16 protein-coding genes and 2 tRNA genes are annotated in these 19,666 nt (G+C 73.6%); 12 read left to right on the top strand and 6 right to left on the bottom strand.

Going from position 1 to position 19,666, the window contains the following annotated elements; translation table 11 throughout:
* The first annotated feature begins 68 nt into the window (after positions 1–68).
* Positions 69–755 (top strand): DUF4328 domain-containing protein, encoded by a 687-nt coding sequence (locus OCU29_RS07275; protein WP_261819394.1) that lies wholly within the window; start codon positions 69–71, stop codon positions 753–755.
* Here OCU29_RS07275 and OCU29_RS07270 read toward each other — a convergent pair whose 3' ends face one another.
* The gene (locus OCU29_RS07270; RefSeq protein WP_261819393.1) at positions 756–1,754 is read right to left on the bottom strand and encodes a GNAT family N-acetyltransferase; all 999 of its coding nucleotides are present in this window, start codon (positions 1,752–1,754) and stop codon (positions 756–758) included.
* A 43-nt stretch (positions 1,755–1,797) separates the two neighbouring features.
* Here OCU29_RS07270 and OCU29_RS07265 point away from each other — a divergent pair, with 43 nt between their 5' ends.
* The 5 genes from OCU29_RS07265 to OCU29_RS07245 all read left to right on the top strand — a co-directional run bounded on the left by OCU29_RS07265 (position 1,798) and on the right by OCU29_RS07245 (position 6,613).
* Positions 1,798–3,078: a deoxyguanosinetriphosphate triphosphohydrolase gene (locus tag OCU29_RS07265; RefSeq protein ID WP_261819392.1), complete on the top strand. Its 1,281-nt coding sequence runs from the start codon at positions 1,798–1,800 to the stop codon at positions 3,076–3,078.
* A gap of 9 nt (positions 3,079–3,087) precedes the next feature.
* Positions 3,088–4,023, top strand: a complete 936-nt coding sequence (locus OCU29_RS07260) for a 2-hydroxyacid dehydrogenase (protein ID WP_261819391.1) — start codon at positions 3,088–3,090, stop codon at positions 4,021–4,023.
* Positions 4,024–4,053: 30 nt separating this feature from the next.
* On the top strand, positions 4,054–5,967 hold the full coding sequence (gene dnaG, locus OCU29_RS07255) for a DNA primase (protein WP_261819390.1): 1,914 nt from the start codon (positions 4,054–4,056) through the stop codon (positions 5,965–5,967).
* Positions 5,964–6,485: a hypothetical protein gene (locus OCU29_RS07250; RefSeq protein WP_261819389.1), complete on the top strand. Its 522-nt coding sequence runs from the start codon at positions 5,964–5,966 to the stop codon at positions 6,483–6,485. Before dnaG ends, OCU29_RS07250 begins: the two co-directional genes overlap by 4 nt.
* Positions 6,486–6,540: 55 nt before the next feature.
* Positions 6,541–6,613, top strand: a tRNA-Asn gene (locus OCU29_RS07245).
* A 62-nt stretch (positions 6,614–6,675) separates the two neighbouring features.
* Here OCU29_RS07245 and OCU29_RS07240 read toward each other — a convergent pair.
* Positions 6,676–7,446: a PIG-L deacetylase family protein gene (locus OCU29_RS07240; protein WP_261819388.1), complete on the bottom strand. Its 771-nt coding sequence runs from the start codon at positions 7,444–7,446 to the stop codon at positions 6,676–6,678.
* A gap of 208 nt (positions 7,447–7,654) precedes the next feature.
* Here OCU29_RS07240 and OCU29_RS07235 point away from each other — a divergent pair.
* Together OCU29_RS07235 and OCU29_RS07230 are read left to right on the top strand one after the other, a co-directional pair.
* Positions 7,655–7,731 (top strand) — tRNA-Ile (locus OCU29_RS07235).
* Positions 7,732–7,765: 34 nt separating this feature from the next.
* Complete coding sequence (locus OCU29_RS07230; RefSeq protein WP_261819387.1) at positions 7,766–8,650, top strand: mechanosensitive ion channel family protein; 885 nt, start codon at positions 7,766–7,768, stop codon at positions 8,648–8,650.
* A 6-nt stretch (positions 8,651–8,656) separates the two neighbouring features.
* Here OCU29_RS07230 and OCU29_RS07225 read toward each other — a convergent pair whose 3' ends face one another.
* Together OCU29_RS07225 and OCU29_RS07220 are read right to left on the bottom strand one after the other, a co-directional pair.
* Positions 8,657–9,517, bottom strand: a complete 861-nt coding sequence (locus OCU29_RS07225; protein WP_179616884.1) for a formate/nitrite transporter family protein — start codon at positions 9,515–9,517, stop codon at positions 8,657–8,659.
* Between the two features lie 48 nt (positions 9,518–9,565).
* Complete coding sequence (locus OCU29_RS07220; protein ID WP_261819386.1) at positions 9,566–9,856, bottom strand: DUF3072 domain-containing protein; 291 nt, start codon at positions 9,854–9,856, stop codon at positions 9,566–9,568.
* 79 nt (positions 9,857–9,935) lie between these two features.
* Between OCU29_RS07220 and OCU29_RS07215 the strand changes: the two genes are divergently transcribed.
* Both OCU29_RS07215 and OCU29_RS07210 read left to right on the top strand, forming a co-directional pair.
* Positions 9,936–10,556, top strand: coding sequence for a hypothetical protein (locus OCU29_RS07215; protein ID WP_179616882.1), 621 nt, complete (start codon positions 9,936–9,938; stop codon positions 10,554–10,556).
* 106 nt (positions 10,557–10,662) lie between these two features.
* Positions 10,663–12,180, top strand: coding sequence for an LCP family protein (locus OCU29_RS07210; protein ID WP_261819385.1), 1,518 nt, complete (start codon positions 10,663–10,665; stop codon positions 12,178–12,180).
* Here OCU29_RS07210 and OCU29_RS07205 read toward each other — a convergent pair.
* Positions 12,170–15,418, bottom strand: coding sequence for a response regulator (locus tag OCU29_RS07205; RefSeq protein WP_261819384.1), 3,249 nt, complete (start codon positions 15,416–15,418; stop codon positions 12,170–12,172). The genes OCU29_RS07210 and OCU29_RS07205 overlap by 11 nt on opposite strands.
* Before the next feature lie 50 nt (positions 15,419–15,468).
* On the bottom strand, positions 15,469–16,926 hold the full coding sequence (locus OCU29_RS07200) for a serine/threonine-protein kinase (RefSeq protein WP_261819383.1): 1,458 nt from the start codon (positions 16,924–16,926) through the stop codon (positions 15,469–15,471).
* Between the two features lie 136 nt (positions 16,927–17,062).
* Between OCU29_RS07200 and tyrS the strand changes: the two genes are divergently transcribed.
* Both tyrS and OCU29_RS07190 read left to right on the top strand, forming a co-directional pair.
* Complete coding sequence (gene tyrS, locus OCU29_RS07195) at positions 17,063–18,334, top strand: tyrosine--tRNA ligase (protein WP_261819382.1); 1,272 nt, start codon at positions 17,063–17,065, stop codon at positions 18,332–18,334.
* A gap of 1 nt (position 18,335) precedes the next feature.
* The gene (locus tag OCU29_RS07190; protein WP_261819381.1) at positions 18,336–19,400 is read left to right on the top strand and encodes an alpha-hydroxy acid oxidase; all 1,065 of its coding nucleotides are present in this window, start codon (positions 18,336–18,338) and stop codon (positions 19,398–19,400) included.
* Positions 19,401–19,666 lie beyond the last annotated feature (266 nt).

Genomic DNA, 19,666 nt, shown 5'->3' with positions numbered 1-19,666 from the left:
CGATGGTTCAGAAGTGACTGCTCGGCCGACTTGGGGTCGGGATGGGCGAGCCCCCATACTTCCCGCTCGTGACCACTACGACGCAGTCCTCCCGACCCGCACTCAGCTCCGGCTGGTCCACCCTGTCCCGAGCGCTGGTGGTGGTCCTCGGCCTCGCGCTGCTCGGCAACGCGGTCAACGCGGTGTTCTCGTCCTGGGCCTGGCGCACCTTCGCCGGCTGGGCCTCCGACCCGGCCTCCATCGACCAGGGCCGCGCGACGGCGTACGACGCCGGCACCGTCGTCACCGGGCTGGTGCTGGTCGTCCTGCACATCATGGTGCTGGTGCTGATGATCATCTGGCTGTTCCAGGCCCACCGCAGCGACCGGATGGACCCGGCGCGGCTGGAGCACAGGTCGGGGTGGGCGATCGGTGGGTGGTTCGTGCCGGTGCTCAACCTGTGGCGGCCCTACCAGATGGTCGAGGACGTGCGGCTGGGCAGCCGGAGCGGCTCGGGCCCCTCGACCAACGTCGTCCTGTGGTGGTGGATCAGCGTGGTCGGTGCCTCCATCGCCGACCGCGTGACCTCGGTGCTGCTCGGTGGCGCGGACCCTGCCGACCCCGACTACTTCTCCGCCCTCGCGAACGCCAACCTGTCCGACGTCGTCGCATCGGCCCTGTGGGTGGCGGCCGCGGTCCTGGGCATCCTGGTGGTCAAGGACGTCACCGAGGCTGTGGAGCAGTCGCCGCACGCGCCCGCCCCGGCGCGCGCCTGATCAGTCCTGGCCCGCGCGGCGGCGGGCGGCCAGCGCGACGGCGGCGCGGCCGCGCAGCCCGCGCGGCAGGGCGTAGGTGCCGACCGGGTCGTCCGCGTCGGCGAAGCGGTACTTGTAGTCCTCGTCGCCGCGCAGGAACCGGAACTCACGCGCGCCCGACTCGAGCGCGTCGCGCACGGCGTGCACGAGGAGCACGAAGCCCACGGACTCGCGGTCCATCTCCGGATCGCGCCCGAACTGGTAGCAGTACACGTCGGGGCCGAAGGCGAAGGTGAGCAGCGACGAGACGCACCGGCCGTCGACGTCCATCGACCACAACCGCAGCCAGCCGCGCTCCAGCGCCAGCGTGGCGAAGGCCCGCGTGAAGCGGTGCTGGCGGGGGTCGAGCAGGGGGCTGTCACCCTCCCACCTCGCGGCGTGCAGGGCGAAGAGCGCGTCGAGGTCGCCCGCGAGCGTCTCGGCCGTGGCCAGGCGGACCACCACGTCGTGGTCGCGCTCGAGGGTGCGCGGCTTGCGGTTGACCTGACCGCGGAAGTTCTTGCTCTTCGAGCCCAGCCACGACTCCCAGGTCAGGCCCTCGGCGAAGCGCAGCACCGGGCTCACCTCGGTGCTGATCGGGCGGGCGTCGAACGGCTCCCACCAGGGCGCGGCGACCGGGCAGTCCTGGAGGAGCACCACGTCGGCCGGCAGGTCGCCGCCCTCGAGCGCCGCGCGCAGCAGGGGAGCCGCACGGGGCAGGTCCTCGGGCGCGCACACCGGCCCGAGCAGGTCGGCCGGGCCGTGGCCGATCCAGCGCACCTGGCGCAGCGCACGACCGCGCGAGTGCAGCGGCAGCACCACCCGGGGTGCCTGCGGGTCGTCCACGAGCACGTGCGGGGTGGCGCCGTCGGCGTACTCGCCCCACCACGTGCTGGCCCAGGCGTGGGTGGCGAAGAGGTTGCGGGCGGCCAGCGCGAGGTCGTCCCAGGTCGTGGGGTCCGGTCCTCCGAGGGGCAGCACGGCGCGAGTCTAGGGGGGAGGCACCGCATAGGGTGGCGGCGCCATGGACGCCCTGGACCTCTACGACGAGCACGCGCGCGAGCGCCTGGTGCCCGAGCCGCCCAAGCGGGTCGACGCGCCCGAGCGCACCCCCTTCGAGCGCGACCGCGCCCGCGTGGTGCACGCCGCAGCCTCCCGGCGGCTCGCGGCCAAGACCCAGGTGGTGGGTCCGCAGAGCGACGACTTCGTGCGCAATCGGCTCACCCACAGTCTCGAGGTCGCCCAGGTGGCCCGCGACCTGTCGCGCGCGCTGGGCAGCCTGCCCGACATCGCCGAGACCGCGGCGCTCGCCCACGACCTGGGCCACCCGCCGTTCGGCCACAACGGCGAGCGGGTGCTGGCCGAGCTGAGCGGTGCCTGCGGCGGCTTCGAGGGCAACGCCCAGACGCTGCGGCTGCTGACCCGGCTCGAGGCCAAGACCATCGACGCCGAGGGCCGCTCGGTCGGGCTCAACCTGACCCGGGCCACCCTCGACGCCTGCACGAAGTACCCGTGGCCCCGCGGGGCCGCCGAGGCACCCAGCGGGGTGCACGCCGACGGCTCGCCGCGCGAGGTGCACAAGTTCGGGGTCTACGAGGACGACCTGCCGGTTTTCGACTGGATGCGCGCCCCGGTGCCCGGGGGTGGGGTGCGCCGCTGCCTCGAGGCGCAGGTGATGGACCTCGCCGACGACGTCGCCTACTCGGTGCACGACGTCGAGGACGGCACCGTCGCCGGACGCGTCGACCTCACCGAGCTCGACACCGCAGGGGTCTGGGCGACCGTCCGCGCCTGGTACGAGCCGGGCGCCGACGACGACGTGCTCGACGAGGTGCTCTCAGGGCTGCGCTCGGTCGGCTCGTGGCCCACCACGCCGTACGACGCCTCGCGGCGCAGCCTGGCGGCGCTGAAGAACCTGACCAGCGACCTGATCGGCCGCTTCTGCGGCGAGGTGCAGGCCGCGACCTTCGCGGCCGCCGACGGCCCGTTCGTGCGCTACCGCGCCGACCTGGTCGTGCCCGAGCGCACCCGCCTCGAGGTCGCGGTGCTCAAGGGGGTCGCGGCCCACTACGTGATGCAGGCCGAGGACCGGATCGCGGTGATGTCGCGCCAGCGCGAGCTGATGGCCGAGCTGGTCTCCCTGCTCCTCGAGCGTGGTCCCGACGCCCTCGACCGGCCCTTCGCCGACGACTGGCACGAGGCCCGCGACGACGCCGAGCGGCTGCGGGTGGTCGTCGACCAGGTGGCCTCGCTGACCGACGCGAGCGCGGTGGCGCGCTGGGAACAGCTCAGGGCCCGCGGCTAGCGTGTGGCCATGACCGATCAGCGCGAGCCGCTCGTCTGGCTGCCCTTCGACCCCGCCGAGCTGGGCGAGGTGCCCCGCGGTCTGCGCTACGAGGTCGTCGACCCCCGCGAGCACGTGCCCGACACGGTCGCCGACGTCGCCTTCTACGTGACGCCGTACGCCATGGGGCCGCAGGTCGGCGACGTGCTGGAGCGGATGAGCGGCCTCCAGGTGGTGCAGACCCTCAGCGCCGGCGTCGACAACGTGCGCAGCCGGGTCCCCGAGGGCGTCACCCTGTGCAACGGCCGCGGCATCCACGACACCTCGACGGCCGAGCTGACCCTGACGCTGGTGCTGGCGGCGCTGCGCGACGTGCCGGGCATGGTCCGCGACCAGGAACAGCACCGGTGGAACACCCGGTGGCGGCCCTCGCTCGCCGACAAGCGGGTCCTGCTCGTCGGGTACGGCGCGATCGGCCAGGCGATCGAGGACCGGCTGCTGCCCAACGAGTGCGAGGTCGTCAAGGTCGCGCGCACCGCCAGGGAGACCGAGCGGGGGCCGGTGCACGGCTTCGACGAGCTGCCCGACCTGGTCGGCGACGCCGACGTGGTGGTGCTCATCGTGCCGCTCACCGACGAGACCCGGGGGCTGGTCGACGCCGACCTGCTGGCGCGGATGAAGGACGGCGCCCTGCTGGTGAACATGGCCCGGGGGCCGGTCGTCGTCACCGCCGACCTGCTGGCCGAGCTGCACGCCGGCCGCCTGGTCGCGGCCGTCGACGTGGTCGACACCGAGCCGCTGCCCGCCGACGACCCGCTGTGGGACGCACCCGGTCTGCTGGTCTCCCCGCACGTCGGCGGCGCCACCTCGGCCATGTGGCCGCGTGCCCACCGGCTGGTGCGCGAGCAGCTCGAGAGGTACGCCGCGGGGGAGCCCCTCCACAACCAGATGACGGGCGAGTACTGACCGCGCCCGCCCGCCCGTAGGATCGCCGACGTGGTGGGCAGGATTCGCGAGCAGAGCATCGCCGAGGTGCGCGAGAAGGCCCGTATCGACGAGGTCGTCTCGCAGTACGTGACCCTGCGCAACGCCGGCGGCGGCTCGATGAAGGGCCTGTGCCCCTTCCACGACGAGAAGTCCGCCTCCTTCCACGTCACCCCCTCCCGTGGCTTCTTCCACTGCTTCGGGTGCCAGGAGGGCGGCGACGTCATCAGCTTCGTGATGAAGATCGACGGGCTCTCCTTCGGCGAGGCCGTCGAGCGCCTCGCCGACAAGTCCGGCGTGGCGCTGCAGCGCGACGAGGGCGACGGCACCTACGAGAAGCCCAAGGGCCCCCAGCGCGGCCGGCTCGTCGAGGCGCACAAGGAGGCGCAGGCCTGGTACGCCGAGCAGCTCGCCACGCCCGACGCCCTCGTGGCCCGCCAGTTCCTCGACGAGCGCGGCTTCGACCAGGCCGCCGCCCAGACGTTCGGTGTCGGCTTCGCGCCGCGCGACGGCGAGGCGCTCTTCAAGCACCTGCGCCAGAAGGGGTTCAGCGTCGACGAGCTGACCACCGGCGGGCTCGTCGCGGTCGGCCGCTCGCCGTACGACCGGTTCCGTGGACGGCTGCTGTGGCCCATCCGCGACGCCTCCGGAGACACCATCGGCTTCGGTGCCCGACGCATCTTCGACGACGACCGCATCGACGCGAAGTACCTCAACACCTCCGAGACCCCGATCTACAAGAAGAGCCAGGTGCTCTACGGCATCGACCTGGCGCGCCGCGAGATCGGCCGGTCCAGCCAGGCCGTGATCGTGGAGGGCTACACCGACGTGATGGCCTGCCACCTGGCCGGCGTCGGCACCGCGGTGGCCACCTGCGGCACCGCCTTCGGTGACGAGCACGCCAGGGTGCTGCGCCGCTTCCTCAACGACCACGAGGAGTTCCGCGGCGAGGTGATCTTCACCTTCGACGGCGACGCCGCCGGGCAGAAGGCGGCCCTGCGGGCCTTCGGCGGCGACCAGAACTTCGTGTCCCAGACCTACGTCGCGGTCGAGCCCGGCGGGATGGACCCCTGCGACCTGCGCATCCAGCAGGGCGACGCCGCCGTGCGCGAGCTGGTCGCGCGCCGGGTGCCGCTCTACCGCTTCGTGCTCTCGAACGTGGTGTCCCGCTTCGACCTCGACCGCGCCGACGGCCGCGTCGACGCGCTGCGCGAGGGGGCCAAGCTGGTCACGAGCGTGCGCGACAAGTCGAAGGTCGACGCCTTCTCGCGCGAGCTCGCGCAGATGGTCGGCACCGACCCCGACGAGGCGCGGTCCGAGGTGCGCCGGGCCGCGGCCCGCGGCCCGCAGAGGTCCGGGCGTCCCGACCGGCGCGACAGCGCCACCACCGGCGCCCAGTCGCCCGACGCGGGGGAGCAGCCGGCCGCCCCGGCGCGCCAGGCGCTGCCCGACCTGCGCGACCCCCGGTTCGAGCTCGAGCGCGAGACGCTGAAGCTGGTGGTGCAGCACCCGATGGCGATCGGTCGCAGCACCGCCGACATCGGGCCCGACGACTTCACCCACCCCACCTACCGCGGCGTGTGGGCGGTCGTGGCCGCCGCCGGCGGGCCGGCCGCCGGTGCGGGCGACCCCGGGTGGGCGGGGCGGCTGCGCGACGGTGCCAGCGACCCCGACGTGCTGGCCGCGGTCTCGATGCTGGCCGTCGAGCCGCTGCTGACCGACAAGGAGCCCGACGCGGCGTACGTCGGCCACCACGTGCTGCGCCTGCTCGAGCTGACTGCGGCACGGCGGATCACCGAGGTGAAGTCGCGGCTCCAGCGCACCAACCCCGTCGACGACCCCGACAGCTACAACCGGATGTTCGGCGAGCTGGCCGCGCTCGAGCAGCACCGCCGCGCGCTGCGCGACCGGGTGGTGGGCGCATGAGGTTCTCTCGGCGTGCCGCCCGGCCCGACCTCGGCGTCGCCCGCGGCGAGCGGCTGCTGGCCTGGGCCGGCCCCGACGGCCCCGACGGCCCCGACGGCCCCGTGGTCGGCGGCAGCCGCGATGCGCTCTACCTGCGGCGGGGCCAGGCACCGGTGCGCCGGCTGCCCTGGGAGCAGGTCGAGGCGGCCGACTGGGACGCCGAGACCGACACGCTGCGCGTCAGCGAGGTCGGCTCGTGGGGCGAGCAGCGCGTCGAGCACGAGCTGGTGCTGCACGAGGCCACCCGCCTGCTGGAGCTGGTCCGCGAGCGGGTGACGGCCAGCATGGTCTACCAGCACCAGGTCTCCCTCGGCCCGCGCCGCGGACTGCGGGTGGTGGCCCGCCGGGCGCCGTCCGGGCGCGAGCCGGTGCGCTGGTTCTACGAGTACGACGAGGGCGTCGACCCCGCGGATCCGGCGGTCCGGGAGGCGGCCGAGCAGGCGCTCGCCCTGGCCCGCCAGCAGGTCGAGGGCGGCTGAGGACCTCGATTTCTCACCGCCCGGGCACCTTGCTACTGTGTGCGCGCTGCACCGATCCCCTGTAGCTCAACTGGCAGAGCATTCGACTGTTAATCGGAGGGTTGTTGGTTCGAGTCCAACCGGGGGAGCAGAGAGCGAAGGGCCCGCACGCGACATCGTCGCGGCGGGCCCTTCGGCGTTGCTGGCGGGGCTACTCGCCCCAGCCCATCGGGAACACCTCGAAGGGCGCGGCCAGCGGCGTGCCGAGGCGCTGCCCGCTCGCGCGGGCCATGCCCTCGAGGAACTCGCGGGCGTCGAAGTCCTCCCAGCCCAGGCCGTCGATGTAGGCCCGGTGCGCCTCGAGGGAGGCGACGCCGGCGTCGAAGCTGTCGGTCGTGTCGACCGCGTGGGTGGCCTGCGGGGAGCCGAACGCCCACACCTCGCGCACCCCGCCCCACGGCTCGAGGGTGCCGACGGAGCGCTCGCCGGTGAGCTGCTCGGGGAAGACCCAGCGGTTGCCGGCGTCGCGCACGGCGTCGAGGACCGCCTGGCCGACGGCGATGTGGTCGGCCTGGTTGAGGTTGCGCCCGCCCCAGGTCTCGCGGAAGTTGCCGGTCAGCACGATGTCGGGGCGGTGGCGGCGCACGACCTCGGCGATCACCCGCCGCAGCGCGACGCCGTACTCCAGCACCCCGTCGGGCAGGCCGAGGAACTCGACCACGTCGACCCCGACGACCCTGGCGCTGTCGACCTGCTCCTGCTCGCGCAGCGGCCTGGCCTCGTCGGGGTGCAGCGCGTCGATGCCGGCCTCGCCGCTGGTGACCATGCAGTAGGCGACCTCCTTGCCCTGCCCGGTCCAGCGCGCCACCGCCGCTGCGGCCCCGAACTCCAGGTCGTCGGGGTGCGCGACCACGCACAGCATCCGCTGCCAGGTCTCGTCGAGGTGCTCCAGGGGCTGCGGTGTCTCGGTCGGCTGCGACATCCCCCGAGACTGGCACGCCCCGCCCGGCCGCGCATCCCCTCCGCCGGGGGGCGGGCGCCCGCGGGGGAGTTTCATCGGGCACCCGATGCACCTGTCGCCGGGACCATGAAGGTTCATGCTCCCGCCAGGAGATCTGTCGGGCACCCGATGAAACTCCCGGGCCCGGCGGCACCCGCGGTGGGGGAGGCTGGCTAAGGTACGACGCCGAGGGGCGGTAGCTCAGCCGGTCAGAGCAGAGGACTCATAATCCTTGGGTCGTGGGTTCGAGCCCCACCCGCCCTACCAGGGGATCGCCGTGCCTGGGGCTACTGTGCCCGGCATGGGTGACAAGGCGACCGACCTGCTCGACGCGCTGGTCGGGGCCGGGCCCCGGGTGCTGCTGGCCCTGGGGGTCGTCGTGCTCGGGTACCTGCTGTCGCGGGGGCTGCGGTGGGTCCTGCAGCGGCTCCTGCGCTCGCGGCACACCCCGAGCTTCACGACGGTGATGAGCAAGCTGGCCGGCTGGGTGCTGCTGTTCCTCGCGGTGATGGCCGCCGTCGTGCTGGTCTTCCCCTCGGTCAAGCCGGTCAACATGCTCGCCGGGCTCGGGTTCTTCTCGGTGGCCGCCGGCTTCGCGTTCCAGGACATCCTGGAGAACCTGCTCTCCGGCCTGCTGCTCATCCTGCGCCAGCCGTTCCGCTCCGGTGACCAGATCAGCGTGGGGGAGGTCTCCGGCACCGTCCAGGCGATCACGATCCGCGAGACCCGGCTCAGGACCTTCGACGGACAGCTCGTGCTGATCCCCAACCGCGACGTCTACAAGGCGGTCATCACGGTCCGCACCCACTTCCCGAGCCGCCGGGTGGCCTTCGTCGTCGGGATCGCCTACGAGAACGACACCGGCGAGGCGTGCCGGGTGATCCGCGCGGCGCTGGAGGAGAACCTGCCGCGCGTCGACGACACCCCCGAGCCGGAGGCCGTCGTGACCCAGCTGGGGGTCTCCACGGTCGACATCGAGGCCCGCTTCTGGTGCGCGCCCGACCAGCACGACGTCGTGCTGGCCACCGACGCCGCCATCCGGTCGGTCAAGGCCGCGCTCGACGGGGCCGGCATCGAGATGCCGGCCGACATCGTCGTCCTGCAGGCCACCCCGAGCCTGCGCGCCGCGATCTCGGGCGAGGCCGAGGTGACCCCCGGCGGCGGGGTGCGCGACTCCTCGGGCTAGGCCCCCTCAGCCCCTCGCGTCGTACGCCGCCCGCTCGCGCTCGGCGGCGACGCGGTCGCGGCTGCGCACCAGGCGCAGCAGCGTCACCAGCCCGATGCCGCCGACCATGTTGCCGAGCACGGTCCAGGAGAACCACCGCGCCCAGTCGGCGTACCCGAAGCCGGCCTCGCCGGTGTGCAGGGCGCCGAAGGCCATCAGCGAGTCGAGGATGGAGTGGAACATCTGCAGGCCCGCGAGCAGGAAGCCGATGGCCACGGCCGCGATGATCTTGGCGACCATCTCGTCGGTGCCCTGCTGCATGCGGGTCATCAGGGTGATGGCGGCGCCGGCGAGCACGGCGAGGCTGAAGGTCTCCAGCGACAGGCCCGCGTCGACGAAGTGGGTGCCCATGTCGACCAGGTCGGAGTGGTATGCCGGGAAGGCCTGCACGACCAGCCACATGATCACCCAGCCGCCGAGCAGGTTGCCCAGCAGCGTGAGGCCCCACAGCCGCAGCAGCGAGCGGAACCGCGCCCGTCGTGCGGCCACCGTCACCACCGGGATGAGGAAGCCCTCGGTGAAGAGCTCCGAGCGCGCCAGCAGCAGCGCCACGAAGCCCAGCGAGAAGGCGATGCCGGCCAGCAGGTGGCTGCCGGTCTCGTGGTAGACCGCGAGCAGCGCCAGCACCCCGAAGGCCACCTCGGAACCGCCGAAGAAGCCGGTGACCGCGGTGGCCACGACGCCGCGGCCCATCCGCTGCACGCCCTCGTCGAGCTGGCGGTCGATGGCGTCCTCGAGCTCGTCCTCGAGCGGCCCGTCGGTGCTGCCGCGCGAGCGCGAGGGATCGTCCGCGTGGTCGCGGTCGCCGGTGGACGGGTGCTCGCTCATGGGCCCATCCTGTGGCCGGTCGTGCCGCCCCGTCGCGCGCCGCGCCGCTCAGCCCTGCGCGTCACCGCTCTGGTCACTGTTCTGGCCGCCGCCCTGGTCACCGGTCTGGAGCCGGTCGATGTGCTGGGAGGCCTCGGCCTTGGTGAGGTCGGCGTCGATGGTCTCGCCGGCCTCGCGGGCCAGCGTGTCGAGGTAGCTCTTCTGGGCACCGGTGGCCGGCTCGTCGCCGCTGACCCAGTCCGAGGGGTCCTTCTCGGTGGCGCTGGGGTCGGGGCGCTCGGCACCCAGGACATCGGGCTGCTCGGCGGGGACGTCGTTCGTACGTGCGTTCGATTCCATGCCGGTGACGCTACCCACCGGCGACCACCGCCCCAAGGCCCCTGTGGGGTGAGGGCCGGCCACGCGGCAGACTGGAGCCATGATCGCCGCCCCCAAGTACGGCTTCGTCGTCCTCGCCGTGCCCAAGTCGGGCTCCACCGCCCTGGAGGCGGCCTTCGCCAAGCACGCCCAGCTCGTGACCTCGGGCCCGCACTCGCTCAAGCACGTCGGGGTGCAGGGCTTCGAGCGTGACATCGCCCCGCTGCTCGACGAGCACGGCTACCCGCGCACCGGCTACGAGGTCGCGGCCCTGGTGCGCGACCCGGTGTCCTGGATGTCGTCGTGGTGGCGCTACCGCTCGCGGCCGGGCATCGTCGGCACCGCGACGTACACCGGCGAGATGAGCTTCGACGAGTTCGTGGGCCGGGTGTCGACCGGCGAGATCGACCTGCCCTCGCAGTCCAGCTACGTCACCGGCCCCGATGGCGCCCCCGGCGTGGACCGGCTCTACCGCTACGAGGACCTCGACGACTTCCTGGCCTGGCTGCACGAGTGCCTGGGGCCCAAGAAGGCGCGCAAGAGCCAGCTCAAGCAGCGCAACGTCTCGCCCGAGCGCCAGCACGAGGTCTCGGCCGCCACCCGCGACCTGGTCGAGGAGGTGTACGCCGCCGACGTGGCGCTGCACCGCGACGTCGCCACCGGACGCCTCACCGGCCGCTGAGCCGCACGACGGCAAAGCCTGACGAGCCCCGCGCCGAGGTCCCCGTCGGGGCCCGGCGCGGCTGGTACCTTCCCAGCGCCCGTCTTCCCCTGCCAGCGAGGTCGTCATGGACGAGCCCAGCGCCCCACCGCGCCGCGGCAAGCGTCGCCGCCCCCCGTCGCGCCGGCGCGCGCAGGGGCTGCCCGGCACCGTCGGGGTGACCCTGATGGGCGCCCTGCTCCCGGGCTCCGGCTTCGTCTGGACCGGTCGCACGCTGCTGGGCCTGCTGGTGCTCGTGCCCAGCTGCGTGGCGGCGGCGTACGCCGTCGGGATGGCGAGCCGGGCGGCCGACCTGCGCGCCCTCATCGACCTGGCCATGGACCCCGGGCGCCTGAAGGTGCTGGCCGCGGTGGCGCTGGTCGGGCTGGTGGTCTGGGCCCTGACGGTCTGGCTCACCTATCGCCAGGCCCGTCCCGTACGCCGCTCGCGCACCGCGACCGTGGCCGGCCACGCCTTCGTGCTGCTGCTGGTCGTCCTGGTCGGTGCTCCGCTCGGGGTCGCGGCGCGCTACGCCACGGTGCAGGCCGACCTCGTCGAGACGGTCTTCGAGGAGGCCCCGCGCAGCGCCACCATCCCGCGCGACGTGACGGTGGCCGACCCCTGGGGCGGGCGCGAGCGCGTCAACGTGCTGCTCCTGGGCGGCGACGGCTCCGACTCCCGCGCGGGGGTGCGCACCGACAGCCTGATCCTGGCCAGCATCGAGACCGCCACCGGGAAGACGGTCCTCTTCTCGCTGCCGCGCAACATGATGTACGCCCAGTTCCCCGAGGGCAGCGTGCTGCACGAGCTCTACCCCGACGGCTTCACGGGCTACGGCGATCCGGCCGGCTACATGCTCAACGCGGTCTACGGCCAGGTGCCGCTGCTGCACCCCGGGGTCCTGGGTGCCAGCGCGGAGGAGGGGGCCGACGAGGGCGCCGACGCCCTCAAGCTCGCCGTCGCCGGCTCCCTGGGCATCGACGTCGACTACTACGTGCTGGTCAACCTGCGTGGGTTCGAGCAGGTGGTCGACGCGATCGGCGGCATCACCGTCAACGTCAACGAGCCGGTGGCCGTCAACGGCAACACCGACGCCGGCATCGAGCCGACCGCGTGGATCGAACCGGGGCCCGACCAGCACCTCGACGGGTTCCACGCCCTGTGGTTCGCCCGCGGCCGCTACGGCTCCGACGACTACCGCCGCATGGAGCGGCAGCGCTGTGCGGTCGACGCCATCATCGAGGCCGCCGACCCGATGACGCTGCTGCGCCGCTACACCGGGCTCGCCGAGGCCGGCATGGACATCGTGACGACCGACATCCCGCGCGACCTGCTGCCGCCGTTCGTCGAGCTGGGGCTGCGGATGAAGGACGCCAAGGTCCGCTCGGTGGTCTTCAAGCCCTCGGAGCGCTTCTCCTCCGGCGACCCCGACTACGACCACGTGCGGGCGACGGTGGCGCGGGCCATCGACCCGCCCGAGCGCTCGGTGCGCAAGGCCGACCCCGACCGGGCCCGCGGCACCGAGGGCTCGTGCGCCTGGACCGGCGACGACGTCGTCGAGGCCCAGGACCCCGGCAGCACGACGACGGAGCCGGTCAGCCGCTGAGGCCCCGGTACCACTCCTGGTAGGAGGCCAGCGCCGCGCGGCCCCGCTCGAGCGCCTCGTCGGCCTGGGGCAGCAGGTCGGCGGCGCCCTCGACGGTCCCGCTGTCGGCGACCTGCTCGATGCGCCGCACCGCCTCGCCCGCGTAGGTCACGCCGAGGTTGAGCGCACCGCCGGCGAGCTTGTGCGAGGCCTGGCGCAGGGCGTCGGCGTCGCCCGCGGCGATCGCGTCGCCCATCGCGGTCATGGCCTCGCCGCAGTTGCGGGAGAAGTTCGCGATGGCGCGGTCGAGGTAGTCGGTGCTGTCCTCGTCGAGCTCGCGCAGCATCTCGAGCCGGTCGACGTCGATGCCGGCCAGCGCGGGGTCGTGCGTGGGCGGGACGGGCTCGCTCATCGCGGTCTCCTGGGGTTCGGTGCCGGGTGGCAGGTGGTGCTGGGTGTCGGTGGCGGGGTCGGGCGCGGCGTCGAGCCAGCGGGCGAGGGTCTCGGCGAGCGCGGCCGGGTCGACCGGCTTGGTCAGGTAGTCGTCCATGCCGGCCTCGGCGCACCGCTCGCGCTCGCCCTCCACGGCGGCGGCGGTCATCGCGATCACCGGCAGCCGGGGCGCGCCGGCGTCGGCCTCGGCCGCGCGGATGCACCGGGTCGCGGCGTACCCGTCGAGCACGGGCATCTGCACGTCCATCAGCACCGCGTCCCAGCCGCCGGCGGCCACCGCCTCCACGGCCGCCCGGCCGTCGTCGACGGTGTCGTGGTCGTAGCCGAGGTGCTGGAGCAGCCCACCGGCGACCATCTGGTTGACCGGGTTGTCCTCGACGACCAGCACGCGGTGGCGACGACCGGGGCGCTGGGGCTGGCCCGCCTCGGCCGGGGCGGTCGCCAGGTGCTCGAGCAGCGTGGTGCGCAGCACCCCCGAGAGCACCGGCTTGACCAGGCAGTCGTCGAGACCCGCCCGGCGCAGCTCCGCGGTGCCGAGGTGGGTCATCGACGTCAGCATCAGCAGCACGGTCGCGTCGTGGGCGGGGTCGGCGCGCAGGGTGCGGGCCAGGTCGAGGCCGTCGCGCTCGGGCATGGCCATGTCCAGCAGCACCGCGGCGTACGGCGCCGCCTCGCGCCCGGCCCGGGCGGTCGCGGCCAGCGCCTCGTCGACCGACGCCGCCACCTCGACCTCCAGGTCCCACCAGCCGAGCTGCTCGACGAGGATCAGGCGGTTGGCCGGGTTGTCGTCGACCACCAGCACGCGGCGCCCGCCGAGCAGCGCGCGGGCCTGCTCGTCGGCGGCGTCGACGACGTCGCCGGTGGGGGGCGCGAGCGGGACCCGCGCGGTGAAGACGGCGCCACCGGTCGGGTTCGGGCGGTGCTCGAGGCTGCCGCCGAGCGCCTGCACGATCTCGTGCGAGATGGCCAGGCCCAGGCCGGTGCCGCCGTACATGCGGGTCGTGGAGGCGTCGGCCTGGGTGAAGGGGTCGAACAGCCCGGCGACCTTGTCGGGCGGCACCCCGATGCCGGTGTCGGTCACGGTGACGACGAGGGTGGTGTCCCCGCCACCGTCCCCGTCCTCGCCGGGCCGAGCGGTGGCGTCGACGTCGACACGGCCGTGCTCGGTGAACTTCACGGCGTTGGAGACGAGGTTGGTGAGCACCTGCGCGATGCGCGTGGGGTCGCCGGCCAGCACCCGGGGCACCTCGGGCGCGCACGACAGGGTCAGCTCCAGCCCCTTGGCGCGGGCCTGGCCGGCCAGCACGCCCACCACCTGGTCGAGCACCGGGCGCACCTCGAAGTCGAGGACCTCCAGCTCGAGCCGGCCCGCCTCGATCTTCGAGAAGTCGAGGATGTCGTTGATGACCCCCAGCAGGGCGCGGCTGGCGACCTGCACCCCGGCGGCCAGGCGCTGCTGCTCCCCGGAGAGGGAGGTGCGCAGCAGGAGGTCGTTGAGCCCGATCACGCCGTTGAGCGGGGTGCGGATCTCGTGGCTCATCGTGGCCAGGAACTCCGACTTCTGCCGGGAGGCCTCCATCGCCTGGTCGCGGGCCTCGGCCAGCTCGTGGCGGACCCGTTCGCGCCAGGCGACGCGGGCCATCTGCATCGACACGTGCTCCACCATCTGCTCGATCATGGCGTGGCGGTAGAGCGGCGGCGCGGAGGTGATCGTGAGCACGGCCCACACCTCGTCGAGCAGGACCACCGGGAAGGCGATCGTCAGGCGCGCCTGGTCCCACAGGACCCCGCCCTCCTCGAGGACGCGCTGGGCCAGCGCCAGCTCGGCACGCGCCGTGACCGGGTCGGCGCGGTCCTCGTCGGCTGCGTCGGCGTCGACGTAGAAGGGGACCAGACGCCCCTCGCGGACGGTGAAGGCGCGGGCCCGCTCCCAGTCGTCGTGCAGCAGCACCAGGTCGCGTGCCTGGCGCAGCAGCTGGTCGAACGTCTCGGCGTCGTTGGCCGCGGTCGAGACGGTCTGCATGAAGGTGTTCTGGGCCGCCTGGTCGGCCAGCGCGAGCTCGGTCTGCTTGCTCTCGGTGACGTCCTGGAGGGTGCCGATCATCCTGGGGTGGTCGGGGTCGTCCTGCAGGACGCCGCGGCCACGGGCCCAGCGCCACTCCTCGCCCACCAGGACCTGCACGGTGAAGTCGAGGTCGCCCCTGCCGGCGAGCCCGTCGGCCACCATGGCGCGCACCCGGTCCCGGTCGTCGGGGTGGACCTTCTCGACGAAGCGGTCGAGGGTCCACGGCTCGTTCGTGGCGTCGGTGTCGAAGAGGCGGTCGATCTGCTCGGAGCCCAGGATCTCGCCGGTGCCCAGGTCCCACGTCCAGGCCCCGATCCGGGCGATCTCCTGGGCCTCCTCGAGCCGTCGCAGGCTCTCCTCGTGGGCCAGCGCGGCGGCGCGACGCTCGTCGTAGTCGCTGAACGTCATCTGCACCGCGGTCGGTCGTCCCGCCTCGTCGCGGACCGCGCACTCGCGCACCAGCACCCACACGATGCTGCCGTCGCGGCGCACGAGCTGGACCTCGACCGAGTCGTCCTCGACGTGCCCGTCGCGCACCTGCGCCAGGTGCGCCTCCAGCTGGGTGCGACCGACCTCGTCGAGCGTCGCCTGCATCGGCACGCGCTGCATCTCGTCGTGCTCCACGCCGTACAGGCGCGCCATGGCCGGATTGGCGTAGATCGTCCGGCCGGCCAGGTCGACGACCCAGATGCCGTCGGGAGAGCGCTCGACGATGTCGCGGTACACCTCGCCAGTCGTCATCGCACCTCCCGCCCCGCCACACCCTAGGGCCTCAGGGCCCTCCGGCGCCGTCACAACGTGCGCGCGCCCGAGATGAGCAGACCGCCTCCCGGCTGCTGCTGCAGGGTGAGCTCGACCCGCTCGCTGACCGTGCCGACCCCGGCACGCTGGTAGGTGTAGTCGTAGGTCGCCGTGCCTGCTGCCGGGTCGGCCTCGACCATCTCGAAGTCGCTCACCTCGCGCACGCTGCCCCAGAACCCGGTGTAGCCGTCCAGCCCACCGCTGGCGCGCTGGTAGGCAGGGGTCAGCAGCGCGAACCCCTCCTCGGGGTCGGCGACCGCGGTGCTCACGTAGCCGCTGGCGAACTCCTCGATGTCCTCGGCGCTCGGCCGCTCGGGCTGCGCGGAGCCGGTGTCCTCGGGTGTGCTGCCGGCGGTGCTGGTGGGGTCGGTGCCGGCCGCCTCGTCGTCGCCCGGGTCGCGGCCCTGCCCCACGGCGAAGGCGATCACGACCAGGACGGCCACCACGGCGGCGCCCAGCGCCAGCGGCGCCAGCGCGCCGCGGCGTCGCCGCTCGGACGGCGATCCCGACCCGGTCGCAGGCCCGGTCGCGGGCCCGGTCGGCGGCTCGGCCGAGGGGATGACGGTGGGGTGCCCGCCGGTGGTGACGGGCGCGATCGTCTCGAGGGAGCGGGTGTCGTGGCGGCGCGGCACCGGGGGCGTGGGCGCCGAGGAGCCGGGTCCGCGCTGCAGCACGTCGCGCACCGTGGCCATGTCCCAGCGCTGCTCGGGGTCGCGGCACATGGTCGCCTCGAGGAGCGGCCCCAGCCACCCGGGCTGCTCGAGGCGCGGCGGCTCCTCGTGCACGATGCGGTAGAGCGCACCGAGCACGTTGTCGCTCACCTCGTACGGCGGGTGCCCGGCCAGCGCGTGGTAGAGCGAGGCACCCAGCGACCAGACGTCGCTGCGGGCGGTGGCGCTGGCGCCCGAGGCCACCTCGGGTGCCAGGTAGGCGGGGGAACCGGTCACCAGCCCGGTCCGGGTCAGCGAGGGGTCCGCCTCGGCCCTGGCGATGCCGAAGTCGGAGAGCTTCACCTGCCCGTCGGCGGTGACCAGCATGTTGGAGGGCTTCACGTCGCGGTGCACGATGCCGGCCTCGTGGGCGGCGGCCAGCGCCTCGGCGGCCTGTCCGAGCAGCTCGGCGGCCCGGTCGGGGGAGAGCGGTCCCTCGGCGCGCAGGTAGCCCGCCAGGTTGGTGCCGTCGACGTGCTCCATGACCAGGTACTGCTCGTCGTCCTGCTCGACCAGGTCGTAGACGGCCACCACGTGGGGGTGGCTCAGGCGGGCGGCGAGCCTGGCCTCCCGCTCGGCGCGCTCGGCGCGCTCGCGGTCGTCGGTGTCCTGGCCCGGCACGGCCCCCAGGCGCTTGATCGCCACGGCCCGGCCCAGCATCTCGTCGCGGCCCAGCCAGACCGCGCCCATGCCGCCTCGACCGATCTCCCGCTCGAGGGTGTACCTGCCCGCGATCACGCCCGCCCGACCTCCATGTGCCCGAGGATAGGGCGTCGCGGGCCAACCGGGTGGTCGGCCCGGTCGGCGATGAGGCAGGCTTGGGACCGTCCGGCGGACGGTCCGTCCGCACCCCGCCTGCGGAGAAGGCACAGACGTGAGCATCGACCCCACCCTCCTCGACGACCTCGAGTGGCGCGGTCTCGTCGCGCACTCGACGGACCGCGACGCGCTGCGCGCCGCGCTCGCGGAGGACAGCGTCCGCTACTACGTCGGCTTCGACCCCACGGCGCCGAGCCTGCACATGGGCAACCTGCTGCAGATCGTCACCGCCATGCGGCTCCAGCGCGCCGGCCACACGCCCTTCGTGCTCGTCGGCGGCTCGACCGGCATGATCGGCGATCCCCGCGACTCGGGCGAGCGCACCTTGAACACCGTCGAGACGGTCTCCGACTGGGTGCAGCGCATCCGCAGCCAGGTCGAGCCGTTCCTCGACTTCGACGGCGCCAACGGCGCGACCATGGTCAACAACCTCGACTGGACCGAGAACGTCTCGGCGATCGACTTCCTGCGCGACATCGGCAAGCACTTCCCGGTCAACCGGATGCTGGCGCGCGACGTGGTGCGCAACCGCCTCGACGACGGCATCAGCTACACCGAGTTCTCCTACATCCTGCTGCAGTCGATGGACTACCTGCACCTGCACCGGGCGCACGGCGTCACGCTGCAGCTCGGCGGCTCGGACCAGTGGGGCAACATCACCGGCGGCGTCGAGCTCGTGCGCCGTGCCGACGGGGCCCGGGTGCACGCCTTCGTGACGCCGCTGATCACCAAGGCCGACGGCACCAAGTACGGCAAGAGCGAGGGCGGCGCCCTGTGGCTGGACCCCGAGATGCTCTCGCCCTACGCCTTCTACCAGTTCTGGCTCAACGTCGAGGACGAGAAGGTCGGTGAGCTGCTGCGTGCGTTCACCTTCCTCGACCACGCCCGCATCGAGGAGCTCGAGGCGCTGCACGCCGAGAAGCCCTTCCTGCGGGCCGGGCAGAAGGCCCTCGCCGAGGAGATGACCTCCCTGGTGCACGGCGCCGACGAGACCGCCCGCATCCAGGCCGCCTCGGCGGCGCTCTTCGGCGGCGGGGAGATGCGCGAGCTCAGCCCCGACACCCTGGGGGCGGCGCTGCGCGAGACCGGCGTGCTGCAGGTGCGGGGCGAGCAGGGCCTGCCCTCGGTCGTCGACCTCCTCGTGGAGACCGGCCTGGCCAAGAGCCGGGGCGACGCACGGCGCACCGTGGGTGAGGGCGGCGCCTACCTCAACAACGTCCGGGTCGAGGACCCCGAGCACGTGCCGGGGGCCGAGGACCTCCTGGGCGGCACCTGGCTGGTGCTGCGCAAGGGCAAGAAGAGCTTCAAGGGCGTCGAGGTCGTCTGAGGTGGGCGACCCGGGCGGCAGCTGGTTGGCGGGTCTGCCGGCGCGCGCCGCCGGGTCGATGAGCACCCCGCTGCGCGAGTACGTCGAGCACGGCAGCGGTGCCTCGGTCACCGCGGGTGAGGCCACGCAGGCCTGGGGCCGGCTGCGGCTGCACCCGCACGTGCTGCGCGACGTCACCGACGTGGACCCCTCCGTCGCGCTGCTCGGTCGCACCAGTCGGGCCCCCTTCGGCGTCGCCCCCACCTCGCTCCAGAAGGCCGTGCACCCCGACGGGGAGGTGGCCACGGCGCGCGCCACCGCGGCGGCCGGCGCGGTGATGGTGGTCTCGAGCAACGCGGGCAGCACCTTCGCCGACATCGCCGCCACCGGGGTCACCTGGTGGCTCCAGGTCTACCTGCCCTCCGACCGCACGCTGGCCGGCCCGTTGCTCGACCGGGCCGTCGAGGCCGGTGCCGCTGCGGTGGTCCTGACCGTGGACACCCCGGTGGTCGCCACCTGGCACCCCACGCAGGCGCTGATCTGGGACGTCGCCGACCCGGCGTGGACCCGCGTCAACTTCGGCCCGGGCCACGACGACCAACCTGGTTCGGAGAAGGCGCTCGACCTGGGACCCCACGACATCGACTGGCTGCGCGACCGCACCGGTCTGCCCGTCGTGGTCAAGGGCGTCCTGCGCGGCGACGACGCCCGACGCTGCGTCCAGGCCGGTGCGGCCGCGGTGTGGGTCTCCACCCACGGCGGGCGCCAGCTCGACCGCAGCGTCAGCACCGCCGACGCGCTGCCCGACGTCCGGGCGGCCGTGGGCGAGGAGGCCGAGGTCTACGTCGACGGGGGAGTGCGCAGCGGCCTCGACGTGCTCACCGCACTGGCCGCCGGCGCCGACGCCGTCTTCGTCGGGCGGCCGGTGCTGCACGCCCTGGTCGACGGCGAGGCGGGCGTGGCGCGCTGGCACGCCGCCCTGCTCGACGAGACCGTCGAGGCCATGCGGCTGGCGGGGTGCCGCACGCCCGCTGACACCCGCGAGCTGCTGCCCGACGCACGCCAGGAACGGCCACACCCCCTCTGACCTGCGCAAACGCGTATGTGCTCCGGGTCACGCCCACTCGATTTGTCGTCCAGCGGACGTTCGCCTAATGTTTTCCATGTCGCCAGGGAGCGGCGGGGAGCAAGGCCGGTCTGGCCGGGCTCCCGGCCCCAGGACGACCACCGCTCAGATCGCAGCCCGCTGCGACGACGAGCACAGAGCCCCGCCGCCGGTGCCGAGAGGTGCTGGGACGGTGTGCGTCTGATTCTTGAGAACTCAACAGTGTGTCATAGTCGACGAATTAGTTT

The sequence above is a fragment of the Nocardioides sp. OK12 genome (assembly GCF_024341885.1).
In the GTDB taxonomy this organism is placed as follows: Bacteria; Actinomycetota; Actinomycetes; order Propionibacteriales; family Nocardioidaceae; genus Nocardioides; species Nocardioides marinisabuli.
Note: the sequence above shows the minus strand (reverse complement) of the source record. Positions and strands in the feature narration are given on the sequence as shown.